We start from the raw sequence: 18879 nt of genomic DNA on the forward strand, positions 1-18879 counted from the left end.
CGGCAGCACGAACCACTACGAAAAGCCACGAACCACCTTCTTCGGCAAGCGAACAGAACACGCAGGGGGCACGGGTGAACCACGACGCAGCGGAACTCCCCGAAGCGCACTACGAGTTGGTGATCAGCGTCGACGCGAGACGCTCCGGCGAGTACGACGACGTCGACAAGCCGCGGATGCGCGCCCGGATCTACCGGGTGCTGGACACGGCGTTCACCAACGCCAAGGTCCGCAGGGACGCCGTGCACCTGGAGGACCGCGGCGACGGCGTGCTGGTGTCCGTGGCGGGCCGGATCGCGGCCGGCCGGCTGCTCGGCCTGTGGATGGTCGAGGTGCACGAGAAGCTGCGGGACGAGAACCGTGACCTCGCCACCCCCCTCGGGCTGCGGATCGGCATGCACGTCGGCCCGGTCCGGCACGACGGGCGGGGCATCAGCGGACGCGCCGTCGACCTCGCCTGCCGGCTGGCCGACTCCTCCGTCGCCCGCAAGCTGCTCGACGCCGAGAAGGCCGATCTCGTGCTGGTGACCTCACAGTCCCTGTACGAGGACGTGGTCAGCGCCGGCGGCAAGTTCATCGAGCCCGCGCACTACGCCCCGGCCCGACTGGAGCTCAAGGAGGGCGAGGTCACCGCCTGGTTCCGGCTTCCCGGACGGCCGGCTCCGGAGATCCCCGGGGCAGAGCCGGCGTCCGTCGGCGGTTCCCTGCCCGCCGACGACGACTTCGACGACGAGGCCGACGACGGCGAGGAGTTCGAGGGCATCGGCGACGAGATGTCCGGCCATCGGCCCGCTCGCGGCGGGATTCAGTACCACGTCAACGGCGACCTGGCCCACAACCACCACAACGAGTACCAGGGCGACGTGCACATCGGCCGGAACACCGGCCGCGAGGCCGGGAAGGGAAGGGGCCGAGCCGGGTGAGCGACGACGAGCAGGCGGGCGGGGCGGGGGGCGACGCCCCCGAGGAGCCCGCCGGGGGACGGTCGTCCGACGACGACAAGCACGACAAGAGGGAACGGCACGGCCAGGATGACGGCGACTCCGGCCGTGAGAACTCCGCCGAGGCCGAGGGCGAGGAGGCGGAGAAGGAGAAGGAGCGGGAGAGGGAACGCGAGCGCGCCGCCGGGCGGTTCAAGGCCTACACCCGTGACCCGCTCGCCGAGGACGAGGGCGAGGAGGGGCCCACCGACCTCGCCGCCGCCGCCCGCACCCGCCGGGCCGTCCGGACGCTGTTCGAGGTCGGCGGGGACCTGAACCGCATCGACCGCTCGTACATCAACCGCGCCCACATCGGCGACAACATCAACCTGCTGCTGGGCGCCCGCCGCGCCCTGCGCAGCGGCCCCGTCCCCGAGGACGAGCTGCGCAGGCTGCGCCGGGCGCATGTGGAGCCGGAGGGGTACGTACGGCTGCGCACCGCACTGCGCGCCCGGCGGCTGCTCGTCCTCGGCGCCGCGCCCGGCACGGGACGTACCAGCACGGCGCTCTCCCTCCTCGACGAGGTCACCACACCCACGGCCGACGGCCCCGAGCCCGTCGACCGCGTGCGCCGAGTCGATTCCGAAGGCGGCATCCGGCAGCTGGCCGAGACGCTCGACGGGGACGGCGGCCAGGCGTGGCGCGGCACCGGCCATCTGCTGGAGCTGTCCCTGACCCGGCCCGACGCGCTGCCCCCGGACGAGATGGACCTCGACGAACTCGCCGCGGCCCTGGCCCGCCGCGAGGCCTTCGCGGTGATCGTGGTCACCGTCGGCTCGGCGGCGAACCCGCTGCTCGCCGGGCGGTACGGGATGCTCTGTCCGCCCGCGCCCACCGGGGAACTGCTCACCACCCGGCTGCGCGAGCGGCTGGAGGAACGTACCGGCCAGGCGCGCGAGGGCGACACGCCGCTGGACGAGCTGCTGGCCCGCGCGGAGCGGCTCGCGGGCGGCGACGAGGTCACGGAGGCGGTCGGGCTGGACGATCTGCGCCCCGCCGAGGCCGAGTTGCTGGCGTCGCTGCTGGCCGGGCACGTGGTGGGGGACGTCCCGTACGACGATCTGCTGTCCGGCTGCCGCAGCATCGCCGCCGGGCAGGCCCAGGAGTGGTTCGCCGGCGTGGACCGGGCGCTGACCGCGCTCCCGGCGGAGGCGGAGCGGGCCGACCTGGGGCGGGCGCGGTCGGGGACGGCCACCCTCTTCCACCCGGTCGCCTTCCGGATCGCGCTCGCCGTCCTCGGCGGCGCCTCGCACAGTGCCGTGGCCGCCGCCGCCCACCTGCTGACCTGGGAGCTGTCGGTGCAGTCCGACCCCGACAGCACCCCGGCCCGCCCGCTGTTCTGCGACGACCCGGAAGCCGACGTGGCGCTCTCGCGTGCGCATTTGAGCGACGGCAAGGTCGACGTGGACGGCCACGACGTGCCCGCGCGGCTCATCTACTACCGCGGCAGCGCCCTGCCGTCCGCGGTGCTGACCGAGCTGTGGGACCGGCACTTCCCGGTGCGGGCGCCGGTGGTGCGCTGGCTGCGGCTGCTGGCGGACGATCCGCGCTCGCAGGTGTGGATGCGGGCCGCCGTCGCCGCCGGGGAGCTGTGCGTACGGGACTTCGACCACGGCTACACCGAGCTGGTCCGCCCGCTCGCCGAGTCCACCACCAACCGCCGGCTGATCTTCGCGGCCACCACGCTGGACCAGGCCGCCGGCCACGACTCGCACCGCAGGACGGTGCACAGACTGGTCGGCGACTGGAGCCGGAAGGGCACCGCGTCACAGCGCTGGACCGCGGCGTGGGCGCTGGGCTACGGCAACGCCGCCGCCACGACGGACGACACCCTGGACGCCTTGGCGCGGATCGGGGTCCGCGACGACGGGGAACTGGTCTCGGTCGCCTCCCACAACGTCGTACGGCTGCTGGTGCTGCCGGATGCCGCCGAGGTGCTGGCGCGGATGGCCGAGTGGACCCACCACAAGCGCGAGCCGTACCAGGACCTGGGGCTGGCGGCCACCGTGCGGCTCTCCCTGACGACGGTCGACGAACTGCTGATGGACCCCGACGCGCAGCTCGACGACAGCGCCTCCCCCTGGGGGGACCGCGGGGACTGGCCGGTCTCGCTCGCCCTCGCCGCGATCCGGCCCGGACTCGTCGAGCCGATGGCCGACCTGATGTGGACCGCGCTGAACACCGCCCGGTCCAAGGACGTGGCGATGGACGCGCTGGAGGAACTGCTGCGCTCGGCCGAGCGCAAGGACGGCACCGAGTGGACCCGGCCGGGGCTCGCGGCGCTGCTGCCCGCGCTGGCCACCGAGGAGCACGACCGGCGGCGGCTGGACTGGCTGCTGCGCCGAATGATGAACGACCCGGAGAAGCCGCTCCCGGAACCGAGGGCGCGCGACCTGTGGTGGCTCGCCGTCGATCCGGAGGAGAGGCCGCGTCGGGAGAGCACCCGCGAGGAGGAGAGGCATGGCTGAGAACGAGGACGGGGCGCTCGGCGCGGAGGAGTCGGGGGCGGCGCCCGCGGGTCCGTTCGTACGGGACTTCAATCCGCTGACGGACGGGTATCCGAGGGTGAGTCCCCGGTCCGCGGTGGTGCAGTTCTACCGGAACGGCGGCTACACGGTGAAGCGCGCCTCCGGTGTGCAGCACGTCGACAAGCCGGTGTTGGCCCGACCGCACAGCATCTGCGAGATCGCGCTCGGCACCTATGTGACCCCGCTGCAGATGGAGTTGCCGGCGGCCGGCGGCACGACCTTCTTCAAGGCCGAGGTGGACATCCAGTGGGCGGTGACGGACCCTCATCTGGCCGCGCTCGAAGTCGTCACCGACGTCGCCAACCGCCTCACCTCACCAGTGCTGGAGCGGCTGCGCGAGGTCACCACGACCTACCGGGTGACGGAGGCGGAACAGGCCAACCGTGCCATCACGCGCGAGTGCGCGGGGGGCCGCTGGGCCGACCTGGGCTCCGAACTCGGCCTGCGCGTCCGGCTGTACGTCCGTCTGCGCGTCGACGACCGGACCATCGAGCACGCCGACGAGGAGCGGGACGCGCACGCCCAGGCCAAGATGATCCGGCTGCGGCAGGAGTCGTACCGGCGCATGCTGCAGGGCGGGGAGCTGGAACAGCTCAGCTTCATGCTGGCGGCCGACCCGGAGGGGGCCAAGGACTTCCTGGAGAAGATCCGCCAGGAGGGCAGGCAGGACGAGAAGGACCGGGTCGCCCGGCTCTTCGCCATGGCCACGCGCGGCGAACTCGCCACGGTCGATGTGGAGACACAGGTCCTGAACCTCCTGAACCAGGGCGACGGGCGCCCCATGGTGGGCCCCATCGGCACGGTCCCCGCACGCCGCCCCCGCGAACTGGAGCCGCCCACCGCCCCACCGTTCAACCCGAACTGGGCCTCGGACGAACCACCCCACCGCCCACCGCACCGAACGGAACCGTCCAGGGCCGAGAGGGACGGGCGGGGCTCCGGCGGGCCGGGGGCCGATGACGGGTGGGGCTCTGGCGGGAGGAGTGCTGGGGGGCCGGGCTCTGGTGGGCGGGGCACTGATGACGGGTGGGGCTCCGGCGGAAGGGGCTCTGGCGGGAGGGGCTCCGACGGCGGTGGGAGGGGCGCCGATCGCGGGCGGGGCTCCGGTGGGAGGGGCTCCGACGACGGTAGTAGGGGCTCCGACGACGGGTGGGGGACCGACGAGCGCGGGACCGGTCGTGGCGGCCCTGACCGGTACGGAAGCGACCGGGGTGGGGCGGACGGGTACGGAACGGCCCGGCACGGAGGCGACCGGCGCGGGACGGACAGGCACGGAACGGACGGGTATGGAACGGCCCGGCACGGAAGCGACGGGCGCGGAACAGACCGGCACGGGAGCGACCGGCGCGGGATCGGCCCTGGCGGCCCCGGCCGCGGGGAGCCGTACCCGGGCGACGACTCCGCGTACGACGAACCGGGCACCCGCACCAGCCGCCGGAACCACCGGCTTGCCCCCTACCCGGCGGACGACGCCGAGCACGACGACCGGCGCGGCCCGGCCCGCCGCGCCGAGCCTTACGACCCGCACGACGAGGCCGACTTCGACGAACCGACCGCCACGTCCCGAGTGCGGGCCTACCGGCCGGAGCCCGACGAGCAAGGCTTCCCCGCACGGCGCCGGACTTTCCGGGCGGAGCCCTATGCGGCGGGTGCGGATTCCGACTACTCCGACTACGGCGACGGGGCGCGTTCCCGTGACGGGCGTCGGGCCTACCGGGCGGAGCCCTTCTCCGCGGGTGCGGATTCCGGTCCGGCGGACGAGCCACGCTCCCGTGACGGGCGTCGGGCTTTGCGGGCGGAGTCCTTCTCCGTGGGCGCGGATTCCGGTCCCGAGGACGACAACACGCGCTCTCGCGACGGGCGTCGGGCCCACCGGGCGGAGCCCTACTACCCGGACGACGACTACGGCGTGCCCCGTGACGACGTGCGGCGGCGGTCCTCTCGGTACCGGCTCGGCTCTGCGGGACCGGTCCCGGAGCGGGACCCCGAGGATGGGGCGGGGGCCGGTGGTCGGGCTCGCACCTATCGGCCGGAGCCGTATGAGCCGGACGGCGAGCGGGAGTGGGAGCGGCCGCGGCGGCGTCGGCGTGGTGAGGACGAGGGCTGGTCCTGGGCGGAGGAGGACTGATGACTGGCGACGGGGTGGCCCGGACTTCCCCCGACCCGGTCGTGCCTGTGCCGGACGGGGGTCGGCACTGCACGGACCGGGCGGGGGAGCGCATCGTCGCCGAGCGGCTGCTGGCCAACGTCCGGGAGGACCTCGGCCGCGCCGACTCCAAGGCGGCCGTGCTGCTCTCGGGGACGCTCGCGCTGCCCGCCTTTCTGGCAGGGTGGCGCGGCACCCCCACCTGGAGCGGGTTCGCCGACGTGACTTTGGCCCTGTCCGGGGCGCTGTGGGCCGTCGCGGTGGCCGCCCTGGTCGCGGCGCTGATGCCGCGCACCGGCACGGTCCGCGGCGGGGACGGGGTGACGTACTTCGGGGACCTGGTGGCCTCCCGGGACCTGGCGGGGCTGTCCGCCCGGGTCGTCGAGGCCGGGCGGGACCCGGCCGAGTGGCTGCTCGTCCAGGCCGTGGACGTCAGCTCGATCCTGTCCGCCAAGTACCGGGCCATCCGCTGGGGGGTCGCCTCGCTCGCGCCGTCGGCGGCCCTGGCCGTCGTCTGGGGGCTGACCGCGGGTTGATCCGGAGGGCGCACACGAGACCCGCGTACCACCGCACACACGCCAACGCACCACCGCGCAGGACCGGTACACGCACCAGGCGGCACGCCGGTGCGTCACCACCTACACGCCACACGTGAATCACGAACCGCAAGCACCGCAAGCACCAACCTCACGCACGCATTTCGCAGACCAGAAGACCGAGGGGACGGCCGTGGGAACAGGCACGGGAAGACGGCAGACAGGAAGGCCCCGGGCGCGCCGCGCCGCGGCCTCGGCGCTGGGCGGCGCCGCGGTGTTCGTGTCCCTGCTGGCACCGGCCGGTCAGGATCCGGTGCCCGCGGCGGACGCCGCACCCGCGTTCCCGGCGGTCAACTACGCGGTGGCCGTGGACGAGTCGGCCAGCCTCGCGCCCGCCGACATGAAGGCCGAGAAGGCCGCCGCCAAGCGGATCGCGCTCGGCGACGTCTCCTCGTCCTCGCACGTCACGGTGTTCGGTTTCGCCGCCGCCGAGTCCGACGACCAGCGCGCGGTGGACCCGGTGTGCCCGCGCACCACGCTGGACGCGGCCGGCCGCGAGACGGTCGCCAAGTGCGTCGACAAGCTGCGCGGCCGCAAGGAGAGCGAGGGCACCGGCACCGATCTGCCGAGCGCGATCCGGCAGGGCGTGCACGACCTGACCGACGGTTCCGACCCGTCGGAGCCCCGGGTGCTGTTCCTGCTGACCGACGGGAAGATGGACGTCGAGGACAGCCCCAAGTACGGCGACCCGGCGCACCGCAAGGCCGAGGGCGAGAAGCAGCTCGAGGAGGCGCTGAAGGACGCCGCCGCGAACAACGTCCAGATCTGGCCGCTCGGCTTCGGGCCCGACCCGGACAAGCGGCAGCTCGACCAGATCGCCGCCGGCGGATACCGCAAGGGCTGCGTCGAACTGCCCTCGGCGACTCCCAGGGCGCACAAGGTCTCCGGGGCCAAGGACGTCGGCACCACACTGGAGCGGATCTTCGCCGCCGCGCACTGCCTGCGCCACGAGGAGGGCCCCAGCAAACGGCCCCCGGCCACCCTGGAGATCGGCATCTCCCCGCTCGCGACCGTCGGCAGCATCGTCGTCGACAAGGGCGACCCCGAGGTGGAGATCAGCTACATCGACCCCAGCGGCGACAAGATCCCCGCCACCTCGGGGACGTTCAAGAAGTCCCGCTTCGAGCTCGCGGGCGGCACCGGCACCGTCGAGGCGCTGAAGATCGTCGACCCGCTGCCCGGCATCTGGAAGGTCAAGGCCGAGGCCCCGGAGGGCCATCGCTCGCTGCCCGTCGCCGTCAGCGTGCTGTGGCAGGGCGAGCTGCGCGGCGCCATCACCATGGACCCGCCCTCGCCGCAGGCCGGCGAGAAGGTCACGGTGACCATGCGGCTGCAGACCCGCGAGGGCTACGAGATCAAGGACCCGCGCGACTACGAGGGGCTGCGCGTGCGCGGCGAGCTGACCGGGGACGGCTTCTCCCCACTGGCCATCGACCTCGCCGACGGCGGCAAGGGCGCCGACCCCAAGGCGAGCGACGGCTCCTTCACCGGCACCGTCACCGTCCCCGAGGACGCCGACGGGGCGCTGAGGGCGAGCGCCACCCTGACCGCCTCGGGCCTGCGCGCCGACACCCGCGACGAGGACAGCGTCGTGGCGCCCGGCGAACTGCCCGTCACCGCCGCGCTCGACCTGCCGGACGCGGACACCAACCCCGGCGACACGGTCACCGGCAGCCTCGCCGTCCACAACACCACCGACAGCGAGCACACCCTCAGGCTGTCCGTCGCCGACGTCAAGGACGGGCTGCTGTCCGTCAAGCCCGCCGAGATCACCCTCAAGCCCGGCGAGTCCGGCACCCGCGACGTCACGGTCGAGGTCGCCCCCGAGGGCGTCTTCGGCGACCGGCTCGGCGACGACGGCCTCGACCTCGCCGGCACCGTCACGGTCACCGACACCACCGACGACGACCGCACCCTCGTACGGGAGCCGCTCGCGGTGCGGGTCACGCCGGAGCCGGGCGTCTGGCAGAAGTACTGGTGGCTGTTCGTCGCCGGCGCCGTCCTGCTGGCGCTCGCCGGCGCGGCCCTCGTCGCCTGGCGGCGGCTGCGGCAGCGCCGCAAGGACCCGTACGGACTGATGCTCCAACTGGTCTCGGAGGACGGCCGCGTCCTCAACGAGCACCCGGCGGGGCACGGCAACAACAAGCAGTGGTACGAGTTCAGCGTCGTCGAGGCCCATCGCAGCCCGCGCATCGAACGGCGCCCGCACGGCCAGTACGCCGTCCAGCGCAGCCGCGAGGGCGGTGCGGTGCTGCGCACCAAGGCCGGCGGCCGCACCCCCCTGTCCGCGGGCGGCCAGGTCCAGCTCACCGACACCCTCAGCCTCGCCCTGGGCGAGGACACCCGGCCCGGCCGCACCGCCCGCCGAAGGCCGCCCGCCGCCGGATCCGCCGTCGGCGCCGGTTCCCGGACCGGGTCCGGTGACGGCGGGAACGACAGCCCCTTCACCTCGTACCTGTGACAGCCCCTTCACCTCGTATCTGTGATGCGCGACCCACGGACGTACCGAGCACGAACCTGCGGCCGCCTCGGCCGTGAAGCGGGGAGGAACCCATGAAGATCTTCCAGCCGATGCTCTTCGTCGGCCTGGGCGGCACCGGCGGCCTGGTCGGTGCCGAGCTGGAACGCAGACTGCGCGCCGAACTGTGCGGCCCGGACGGCATGGCGCTGCACCGGCAGAGCGGCCACGCCCCGTTCCAGTTGCCCGACTGCCTGCAGTTCGTCTACGCGGACTACAGCGAGAGCGATCTGCAGCGGCTGCCGCAGTTCAACGTCGACTCGTCCCTGCGGGCCGCGTACGCCCGCACCTCCCGGGCCACCCACAACCTGCTGCCGAACTTCGACGCCTCCCCGGAGGTGACCAAGATGCTGCGGGCGGTGCTGCGCGACGAGGTCGCCGACTGGCTGCCGCCGCGCATGGACGAGCCGAAGGTCACCCCGCTGCACGCCGGCGCCGGGCAACTGCCCACCGTCGGCCGGGCCGCCCTGTTCGCCACGCTCCGGCACGGACTCGGCCCGGTCCTGGAACCGCTGCTCCAGGCGATCGACGCGATCGCCAAGTCGGCGGGCGAGCTGAGCGAGCTCGGCGGCGGCAAGGTCAACGGCTGCGACGTGTTCGTCGCCTTCTCGGTGGCCGGCGGCACCGGCGCCGGGATCTTCCTGGACTACCTCCACCTCATCAACCACGCCTTCCAGTTGCGCCGCTTCGACGGCGTGAAGATCTACCCGCTGGTCGTCATGCCGTCGTCGTTCTCCGCCGCGACCGGCGGCGGGCGCGAGGCCGAACTCAACGCGGCCCGGGCGCTGGTCGACCTGTTCCGGCTGGTGGACACGCAGAACGCGCCGTCCGAGGGCCACGAGATCGGCGACCTCGACCAGGAGCTCGGACTCGGCATCCGCTACCCCGGATACACCCCGATCCGGCTGCGCACCGGGATCCTGCCCACGGCGTTCCTGTTCAGCCCGACCGCCGGCATCCGCGCCGACGACCTGCGCCGCTCCATCGTCTCCCTGGTGATGTCGCTGATCGGCACCGAACTGGGCGACGGCCGCTCCCGGGGCCGCAAGCTCGCCGCCGACGACGACTACCAGACCTTCGCCGCGAGCTTCATCAACCGCGGCGTGCAGCGCAGCGCGGTGTCCCCGACCGGCATCGGCCGCCAGGGCGTCTCCACCAGCCTGGTCGCCTCCATGACCGCGCCCATGGAGCAACTCGCCGACCTGGTGGCCGGTCGGCTGCTGCGGCTCGCGGTCACCGATCTCGCGGAGCGGCCGCGGGCGGCGCTGCGGGACGAGGCGGTGCCCATGATCCGGCAGCTCTTCGCCGACTCCCACCTCGAAGAGCTGTGGGAGCGCAGGCAGTTGCCGGTGCCGGAGCCCGATCCGCTGCCGCGCGGCGGCAGGAACATCGAGCAGGCGCTCGGCGAGCGCATCGCGGACATGCAGCGGCTGCTGTCCGATCTGCGCTCCGAGGCCGAGCGCGCGGCCATCGCCATGGCCGACCGGTTCGCGCCGCGCCCCGCCATCGACAAGCTGCTGCAGACCGTGGACCCCTTCCTCGCCGAACGCGTCGTCAGAGGCGTCCCCGACAGCGACGAACCGATCGCCAGGCTCGGCTTCCTCGGCATGCTGGACCACCGCGCCCGCACCCCGCAGCGCCCGCCCGGGGTGACCGAGCAGCCGCCCAAGATCCCCCGGATCAAGGGCCAGTTGGGCGGCCTGGCGCCGGCCCGCTGGGGCGACGACGACGTACAGGCGGCCATCCAGGAGCAGGACGCCTGGTACCAGTGGCGCTGCCGGATGGTGTGGCACGAGGCCTGGCGCGAACAGCAGATGCACTGGCAGCCCCAGGCCGACGCGGCCGGCACCGACCTCGGACGGCTGGTGGGCGCCTTCCGCAGGCACAGCGACCAGGAGAACAAGACCGCCCAGCAGAAGGCGCACGAACTGTACGAGGACCGCACCGGCATCTCGTATCTGCTGCCGCCGCAGCGCACCCTCAACCACTTCTACGAGGACGTCGTCACCCGGCTGATCCGCCGCGAGGGCCTGCGCGAGAACGACGACGAGGCGGCACTGCTGCTCAAGCTGGTCGACGGCGACACCTGGCGCAGCGTCCACACGCAGAGCCGGCGCGATCCGGAGGGCGCGGTGGCGCGGGTCAAGGGCCGCCTGGAGGCCCGTATCACCCGCCTCTTCGCGGAGAGCGGGGCGCATCTGGAGGAGCGGCCGCTGCTGCCGTCCATGGGCACGCTGCTGGCCGCGGCGGCGGGCGACTCGGACGCCAAGGACCAGGTCAGCAAGGAGGCGCTGGACCTGTTCGGCCGCAAGCTGACCGGGCTGCTGCCGGTCGGGTTCACGCCCGAGGGCACCGGACTTCTGCGCGTCCTGGTGACCCACCCCCGGGTGCAGGCCGTGGAGGAGGTGCAGGAGTTCCTGGGCAAGACGCTGCGCCTGCCCGCCGACGCGAAGAACTCCGTCGAGTACCGGGGCGTGGAGAGCGACTCGATCACCGTCGTCCTCTTCCGCAGCGAGATGAGCCTCACTCAGGTGCCCGAGGCCCGCAAGGTGCTGCGCCAGTGGGCCCGCGCCAAGGACTCCGAGCAGGCCCAGGACGTGCTGCGCTGGCGGCAGCGGCTCGGCTACCGCGACAGCTGGATGGTCAGCGGCGAGGAGGACCGGCGCGTCATCCTGCACCGCCTGCTGTGCTGCCTGTGGAACGGCCAGGTGGACGTCGTCGACGGCGACCCGGCCTCACCGGACCGCATCCGGCTGCGGCTGCACCCCGAGAAGGGCCCGAACGTGCCCGGCGTCCGGCTGCGGCTCGGGGACTACCCCGGCGGCGTGTCGAGCTGGGCCGAGCTGCTGCGGTCGTACGAGCGCTGGACCGTGCTGGACGACGAGCGGATCGTCGAGGACTACTGCCGTGAGCTGATGGGCGCCCAGCCGCTGGGCCTGGCCCGGGCCGGCAGCGAACCGCACCCCCTCTTCGTCGACCTCGTCGAGAAGACCGCCCCGCGCCAGCTGGACCTGCTGGCCGAGCGCCGGGAGCGGGGCGGCGAGCGCGTCGAGGGCTGGGTGCGCCCGCTGTGGGAGTTCTGGGCGGAGACCCTGCCCGCCGCCCTGGACACCGAGTTCGGCGACCAGCGCGCCGTCCAGCCGACCCTGCGCACCCTCCTGGAACACATCCGCGGCGGCACCCCGGCCGACGCCCATCCCCGCGGGGACTTCGCGGCACCCCGCCGCCCGGCACCGGACGAGGACGACTGGGGGACGGCACCGGTCACGCCGCGCGGCAGGGCGAGTTACGACGAGTACGAGACGCCGAACGGCCGTTACGAGCAGCACGACGACTACGACAGAGCCGGCCCCGACGACGGGAGCCGTCGGGCCCTGCCGCCGTGGGACGAGGGTGACTCCGGGGACTCCGGGCGTCGTACTCCCTGGGACGGTGACGCGCAGTGAGCCTGTCCCCGTCCTTCGGTACCGTCATCCACCTCGACCTGCGGGCCGGGGCGGCGGCGCTGCACAGTCCGTCGGCCCTGCGGGCCAGGGTCGCCCAGGAGCTGGGCCGGGCCGGGCTGCCGGAGCCGGACGACCCGCTGTTCCTGGTGGTCGACACCCCGGCCGGGCTCAACGACCACCAGACGCAGTACGAACTGCTCACCGGCTACCGGGCGGTGGGCGAGGTCAGGGTGCTGGTGCTGCTGGTCGGCAGCGCGCCGGGCGCGTTCGCCGGCGAGGAGGGGGACTTCCAGCCCGACCGCAGGCTGCTGCGCCCCTCCGTGCTGCGCGCCACCGGCACCGGACTGCTGTGGGCCGGCGATCTGCGCTCCGCCCGCACCGCGCTGGAGCAGCCCGAGCCGGACGACCCGGACGCGCTGGCGGTCCTGGTCGACGTCCTGTCCGTCCCGGACGTCTATCTCGCGGTGCTGGACGGCATCCAGTCGCTGCCCGAGGCCGTCGCCGCGCCCGGCGTACGACTGCTGGAGCAGGACCTGCCGCCGGAGGTGCGCGACCGGGCCTGGCGCGACGCGCTCACCCGGTTCGCCGGCGCCGACGACGACCTGGCGCCGGACGTGATGCCGGCCGCCTCCTCGTCCGGAGCCGATCTGCCGGAGCCGCTGCGCGGGCTGGTGGCGGGCCGGCCCGGCCGGGACCCCGGGCACCGCGAACCCGGCGGCATCGCGGACGAGGCCTACCGCGCCTGCGCGGACTCCCTCGACTACGCCGACGAGGCGCTGGCCGGGCTGCGTACCCTGCCCGGCCTGCTGCGGGCCGCCCGCCGGGAGACCTTCGAGGCGGAGGTCGACCAGGCGCGGGCGGCACTCGACCACTACCGGGACCTCGTCGCCACGGCCCTGCGCAGCGGCGGCGGCACGGCACCGGCCGCCGCCGAGTCGGCGACCCGCCTCGCGGCGCTCGGGCTGCGGGTGCCGTCGGCCGAGGGCATGGGCGAGCGGATCGGCGAGGGGCTGCGGGAGTTCGCCCTGAAGCTGCTGGCCCAGGGCCTCGCCCTGCGCTCGGTCGCCCAGCGCTTCACCGGACTGGCCGGCCAGGCGGAGCCGGTGCCGGGTACGGCACTGCTGCCGAAACTCGCCCCCCACTCCGCCGAGGCCGTGGCCCGGCGGACGGCGGGCGGGACGGGCGCCGACGACGTGCCCGGACTCCCGGTGGCCGGACCGCTGGCGGCGGCCGGCGCCGGGCTGCTCGGCGCGCTCTGGTCGGGGCCGTTCCTCGCCCTCGCGGTCCTCGTGCCGCTGCTGTTCGCCGGCATGGCGACGCTGGGCGCGGCCCGGCTGCGCGGCGTGGGACGCCCCGGCCGCTGGGCCGTGGCCCCGAGGGTCGCGGCGCTCTGCGGAGCCGCGGCCGGGGCGGGCTTGGGGTATGCGACCGACTCCCCGGTGTGGGTGGGCACGATCGGCCTGCTGGTCGGCCTCGGGATCGCGGTGGAGACCGCACGCCGGCTGTGGCGTGCGGCGGCCGCGGCCTGGGCCCCGGGCCGCACCACCGCCGTACTGCGCCAGGCCCTCGACGGACTGGACGCCCTGCTGGCCGAGGCGGTCCGTGAGCACTGGGCCGTCGAGGAGCGCCTGTACTGCGCCGACGCCGCCCGTTCCGTCGCCGGCATGCTGCGGGCGACGGCGGCCGCGGCGGAGGCGCAGGCACTGCCCGAGCCCGCGCGGCTCGCGGCGGCCGGGGCGTTCGGCGCGTCCGAGGACGGGGACGACTGGCTGTCCAGCGACCCGGACCTGGAACCGGACGACGACTACGCCGGCGCCGACGACGCGGAGAGCGACTGGGCGAGCGTGTACGCCTGGGAGGACGGCGACTCGTGGGACGAGCCGGGCGAGGAGAAGAGCGGGGAGCGGGAGACGGGCGCCGAAGGTCAACAGGGGTCCCGCCCCAAGGGCGTGCCTCGCTGGCTGGAGCGGGAGAGCGGTGAGGGCGGGCCGGAGCTGGTCGCCACCCTGTCCGCCGATCTGACGGACGCCGCCCTCGAGGCCATGAAGCACTACTGGGGTGCCGTCGAGCGCGGCCAGGCCGGCGCCCGCGCCGTCCGGCGCACCGAGGAGCGGGTCCACGAGCTGCTGTCCGCGGCCCGCCATCACCTCCGGCACAACGGGGTGCTGGCCCCGCCCCCGTTCGCCGCCGCGCGCCGCGCCCGCGCCACCTCGGCGAACCTGCTCGGCACCGACCCGTACGGACTGGCCGAACTGGTCGGCTCGGACGCCGACCGGCAGGCCGTGGTGCAGCTCTCCACCCCCGAGCAGGGCACGCTGCTCAGCCGCGACCCGGCGGCCGCGGTGTGGCTGAGGTTCGCGCCGGGGGCGGTGCGCGACGAGGTCGAGAAGTCCTGGCGGGCGAGCGGTTCGGTGCACCCGGATGAGGTCCTGTGGACATCGACGGGCCGCTACGCCGGCCTGGTCCGCCTCACCCCGCTGCGCATCGGCGTGGTGCACACCGTCCGTCCCCGGCACGGCTCCGAGTCCGGGTTCGACGGGGCGGACACGGATGGCGGGAGGAGGGAGTCGTACGGCACGACGGACCCGTACGACGGGACGGACCCGTACCACTGCGACGACCGGGCGGACTCCGGCTACCGGGTGGACGCCGACCGAGGGGACGGGGATCGCTGGTGAGCGGCACTTCCGCGGACAAGCTCGCGTTCACCGTGCCGTCGGGGCGGCGGCGCGTCACCCCGGTGCGGGTCGGCCGGGAGTTCCGGCGCGACCGGCTGCTGCCCCAACTCCTGCGCAGGGCCGTGCTCGACGACGAGGGACAGCAGTGCGTGCAGGTACGGCTCGGCGCCAAGGACGCGGCGAACCCGGCGGCCCGCGCCCTGCTCGACACCGAGGCCGGCACCGCCGTGCAGCTCGGCCAGGTGCTCGGCGACACCGAGTACGCGGCGCTCTTCCCACGGCTCATCGGCTACGAGCTGGACACCGCCGAGCCGTTCCTGCTGTACGACCCGCCGCGCGGTACGGCCGTCTCGCGGATCCATGTGATGGGCGCCGCCGACCAGGAGATCTTCACCCGTGACCTGATGCTGGCCCTGTGCCTGCTGCAGGGCCAGGGCCTGGTGCCGCGCGGGGTCTCGCCCGCGACCGTGCTCTGGGACGGCGCCAGGGTCCAGCTGTGGGGCCTGGAGTCGGTGACCCGGATCGGCCGGCCGAGGCGCCCGTGGGGCCGCTCGCCCTTCTGCCCGCCCGAACAGCGCGGCGGTGAGGGGGCCGCCGATCCCCGGGACGCGGTGTGGAGCGCGGCCCAGGTGCTGTACCGGCTGGCCACGGGGCGGCCGGGTCCCGCCGACCGGCCGCCCGCCGACCTCGGCGAACACCGCAAGCTCGACCGGACGTTGCGCGACGCCTTCGCACCGCGGGCGGCCGACCGGCCGACGCCCGCCCAGGTGCTCGACCTCGTGGCGCCGGGTGCCGCGCGCCGGGTCCGGGCCGCCGTGCCGCCCGACGAGACGCGCCCGCACCACGAGGCCTTCGAGGAGGCGCTGCGCCTCAAACGGCAGGCGCCCGCCGCCCGGCCGCGCGAGCGGACCGGCAGCGGGGTGCTCTGCCCGTACTGCCTGGAGACGATCGAGCACGACCCCTCCAAGCTCTTCGTCACCGACAGCCGTATGCAGTACAAGCCGCTGGACCTCAAGGGCATCAACAACCCGGTGCGGCTGACGGACGTCATGCGCGGCGCCGTCCAGAAGTGCACGGCGGACCCGGAGTTCCCCACGCACTACATCCCGGTGCCCTATCTGACGAACGGCCATCCGCTGACCGTGGCGATGGTCGGCCAGTCCTCCACCGGCAAGAGCCATCTGCTGACCCAGATGATCGCGGCGATCACCGACGGCGGCCTCGAGCCGTACGGCCTGAAGTGGCAGTCCGTCAATCCCGAGCAGCACGCCCGGTTCGTCCGGGACCGGGTGCAGCCGCTGCGGGGCGGCAAGGTCCTGGACCACACCGCGGCGCTGGGCATGGACGACTTCGCCCGCTTCGTGGAGTCCCTGCTGATCACCGACCCACGGGGGCAGGTGCGCCCGGTCGCCTTCTTCGACCTCGGCGGCGAGGACCTCGTCCGCACCGACGCGGCCCTGCGGTTCCTGCTCGGTGTCGACGCCCTGGTCTTCGTCGTCGACCCGGCGCTCGCCCTGCCGCTGCCGCAGCTCGACCACGCCCGCGAGCGCTGGGGCGTGGCGGTGAACCGGGACGGCGACCTCGCCTTCGGCACGGTGCTCGACCGGCTGCCGAAGAACGGCGGGTACGTGGACGTGCCGGCCGCGATGGTGCTCGGCAAGGCCGACCTGCTCAGGTTCCAGCCCCCCGTCGACCGTTGGCTGGCCCGGCCGCCGGCCACCTCGCTGGACCCGGAGCTGACCCGGGACGAGAGCCGGGACGTCTACGGGCTGCTGCGCCGGCACGCGGGCCAGGCGTGGCTGCGCCCCTTCGACGCGATCCGCCGCTGCACCCTGCACATCGCGTCCGCCACGGGCGGTCAGGAGGACCACGGCCGCTATCCGGCGGGCGCGGGGCCCCGGCGGGTACTGGAGCCGCTGCTTTCGCTGCTGGCCATGCACGGGCTGATCCAGGTGCCGGGCGGCGCCGACGCGTTGGCGGTGGGGGAGGCGCCCGCGCTGGAGGCGGTGCCGCCCGAGGGATCCGGGGAATCCGGGGGAGGGGAACTTCAGTGAACGACTTCCATCAGGACGCCGCCCGCGGCTCGGTACAGCAGGTCGTCTACCGCTGGGACGGCAACCACGGCCGCCAGGGCACCGGCATGAACGCGGTCGCCCACTCCTGCGACGCCGGGCGCGCCGAGGAACTGGGGCGGGAGCTGGGCCGGTTGCTGTGGGTGTCCGGCGCGGCGGCGGCCCGGCCGAGCGTCGTGCGCACGCTGTCCCGCGACGGCGACGTCCTGCTCGTCCAGCGCTGGCCCACCACCGACCGGGGCGGGCGGCCCAGCACGGTCAGCCATGTGCTGGTCGGGAACCGGGCCACGCTGAAGGTGCGGCAGTGCCTCGGGCTCGCCGACGGCGGCTGGCGCCGGCAGGAGAAGGCCGAGCAGGCGTCCGGGCCGCTGCCCGAGTTCGACGGCGCGTTCCTCGACGAGCTGGCGTCCGGCCGGCTGCCGGACATGCTGGAGAAGCTGCCGAGGGTCGAGCACGCGCTGATCCTCGCCGCGGCGGAGCTGCTGCGCGATCCGACGCAGCGGGTGTCGCTGCTGCTGGAGGACGAGGCGCCGCGCGACTGGCCCGACCGGGACGCGGTGCCGCTGGTCTATCTCGGGCTGTTCCTGCTGTTCGGGGACTGGCTGGGGCAGGAGTGGACGTTCGCCACCTGCGACAGCGTCGACACCCATCCGCTGCGGCTGATGGCCGTGCCGCGCTGGGAGCCGGACACCGGCGGCTGCGGCCCGCTGGCCAGGGTCATGGGACGGCGCCAGGCCCGCCCCCGGTTCGAGCACCGCGCGGCGGCCCAGTTGGTGAAGCACCTCCTCGCCCACCGCGAGGCGCGCCCCGGAGTGCCGCACCTGGTCGAGGACCTCGCCGGCGGAGCGGCCCTGGACTGGGAGCAGCGCCGCGCCCGTCTCCAGCAGATCCTCGGCACCGACCGCACGCCCCCGGCGGGCACGCGCATCCCGACGGCCGCGCTGCGGCCGGGGGAGCCGGGGGAGGGAGCGGGGACTTCGGGCAGGGGCGGCGAGCGCAGGCCCGGTCCGGCGTGGGGCCGGGAACGGAACGGGGACCCGGCCCGCGCGGCGGTGGCATCGGAGCCGTATGCGGACCGGTATCCGGAACCCCGACCGCACGTGAACCGTGCCGGCAGCGGTCCCGCCCCCATGCCCCAGCCCCCCGCCCTCGACCTGAACTCCCGCGACACACAAGCCCTGCACCACCGCCTCCGCAGCTACCGGCGTGGCGATGTCATGGACCAGAGCATGCTGCTGGCGGAGCTGCGCAGACAGCCCGACGAAGTGCTGCTGTGGGAGCTGCGGTCGGGTGAACTGCCGTTGGAGGCACGGGAGTTGCTGCTCGACGAGCTGGGCGATCCGCACCGCGACCGGGCGCGTTCGTCTCAGATGCGGCACGAGCTGTGCGCGGAGGTGCTCCGCAACGACCTGTACTTCGAGCCGCACGGACCGGGCGCGGAGGGCAGATCGGGAGCCGACCGTGCCTCGCGCGCGGCCCACCTGTTCACCTGGGCCGTCGCACCGCTGGCCCGGGACGAGCGCCATCAGCTCCAACTCCAGGAACTGCTCTACCGGCTGAGCCGCGACCCGCACCCCACCACGGGCAACTGGCTCCGGCAGAGCATCATCGAGCCGCCGAACGGTCAGGTCCCCGACCTGCCGCCGGTGGTGTGGAGCCGGCTGCTGGCGAACGCGCTGATGCGGATCAACACCCCGCCGCACTCCGCGTCCCCGGCGCCCCCGCCGCTGCCGTCACCCCACACCGCCCCGGCACCCACACCGCCGCCCCCGCAGCCCCCGGCCCTCGCGCCGCGGTCGTTCACGGCCAGGATCACCGGAGGGCACGGCAACGCGGGCCTGCTGCTCATGGGCGGCTTCGGCTTCATCGTCATCGTCATGATCTTCGTGATCATCTGGGCCGTCACCTGACCGAC

At 74.3% G+C, this 18879-nt stretch carries 9 protein-coding genes; all 9 read left to right on the forward strand.

The window, feature by feature from the left end:
* Window positions 1–74: 74 nt before the first annotated feature.
* Complete coding sequence (locus ACP4J3_RS00195) at window positions 75–923, forward strand: hypothetical protein (RefSeq protein WP_426528986.1); 849 nt, start codon at window positions 75–77, stop codon at window positions 921–923.
* On the forward strand, window positions 920–3448 hold the full coding sequence (locus ACP4J3_RS00200; protein WP_426528988.1) for a hypothetical protein: 2529 nt from the start codon (window positions 920–922) through the stop codon (window positions 3446–3448). The genes ACP4J3_RS00195 and ACP4J3_RS00200 overlap by 4 nt, the downstream gene beginning before the upstream one ends.
* Window positions 3441–5636, forward strand: a complete 2196-nt coding sequence (locus tag ACP4J3_RS00205; RefSeq protein WP_426528990.1) for a hypothetical protein — start codon at window positions 3441–3443, stop codon at window positions 5634–5636. Before ACP4J3_RS00200 ends, ACP4J3_RS00205 begins: the two co-directional genes overlap by 8 nt.
* On the forward strand, window positions 5636–6190 hold the full coding sequence (locus tag ACP4J3_RS00210; protein ID WP_426528992.1) for a Pycsar system effector family protein: 555 nt from the start codon (window positions 5636–5638) through the stop codon (window positions 6188–6190). Before ACP4J3_RS00205 ends, ACP4J3_RS00210 begins: the two co-directional genes overlap by 1 nt.
* Before the next feature lie 193 nt (window positions 6191–6383).
* Entirely contained in the window at window positions 6384–8711 is a 2328-nt protein-coding gene (locus ACP4J3_RS00215; RefSeq protein WP_426528994.1) for a VWA domain-containing protein, read from the forward strand.
* 92 nt (window positions 8712–8803) lie between these two features.
* A complete protein-coding gene (locus ACP4J3_RS00220) occupies window positions 8804–12214 on the forward strand; it encodes a tubulin-like doman-containing protein (protein ID WP_426528996.1) in 3411 nt (1136 codons plus the stop codon).
* The gene (locus tag ACP4J3_RS00225) at window positions 12211–14892 is read left to right on the forward strand and encodes a hypothetical protein (protein WP_426528998.1); all 2682 of its coding nucleotides are present in this window, start codon (window positions 12211–12213) and stop codon (window positions 14890–14892) included. The genes ACP4J3_RS00220 and ACP4J3_RS00225 overlap by 4 nt, the downstream gene beginning before the upstream one ends.
* The gene (locus ACP4J3_RS00230) at window positions 14889–16946 is read left to right on the forward strand and encodes a hypothetical protein (RefSeq protein ID WP_426529000.1); all 2058 of its coding nucleotides are present in this window, start codon (window positions 14889–14891) and stop codon (window positions 16944–16946) included. The genes ACP4J3_RS00225 and ACP4J3_RS00230 overlap by 4 nt, the downstream gene beginning before the upstream one ends.
* On the forward strand, window positions 16943–18874 hold the full coding sequence (locus ACP4J3_RS00235; protein WP_426529002.1) for a hypothetical protein: 1932 nt from the start codon (window positions 16943–16945) through the stop codon (window positions 18872–18874). The genes ACP4J3_RS00230 and ACP4J3_RS00235 overlap by 4 nt, the downstream gene beginning before the upstream one ends.
* Window positions 18875–18879: the final 5 nt, after the last annotated feature.

Source organism: Streptomyces sp. UG1 (genome assembly GCF_049974585.1).
GTDB lineage: Bacteria > Actinomycetota > Actinomycetes > Streptomycetales > Streptomycetaceae > Streptomyces.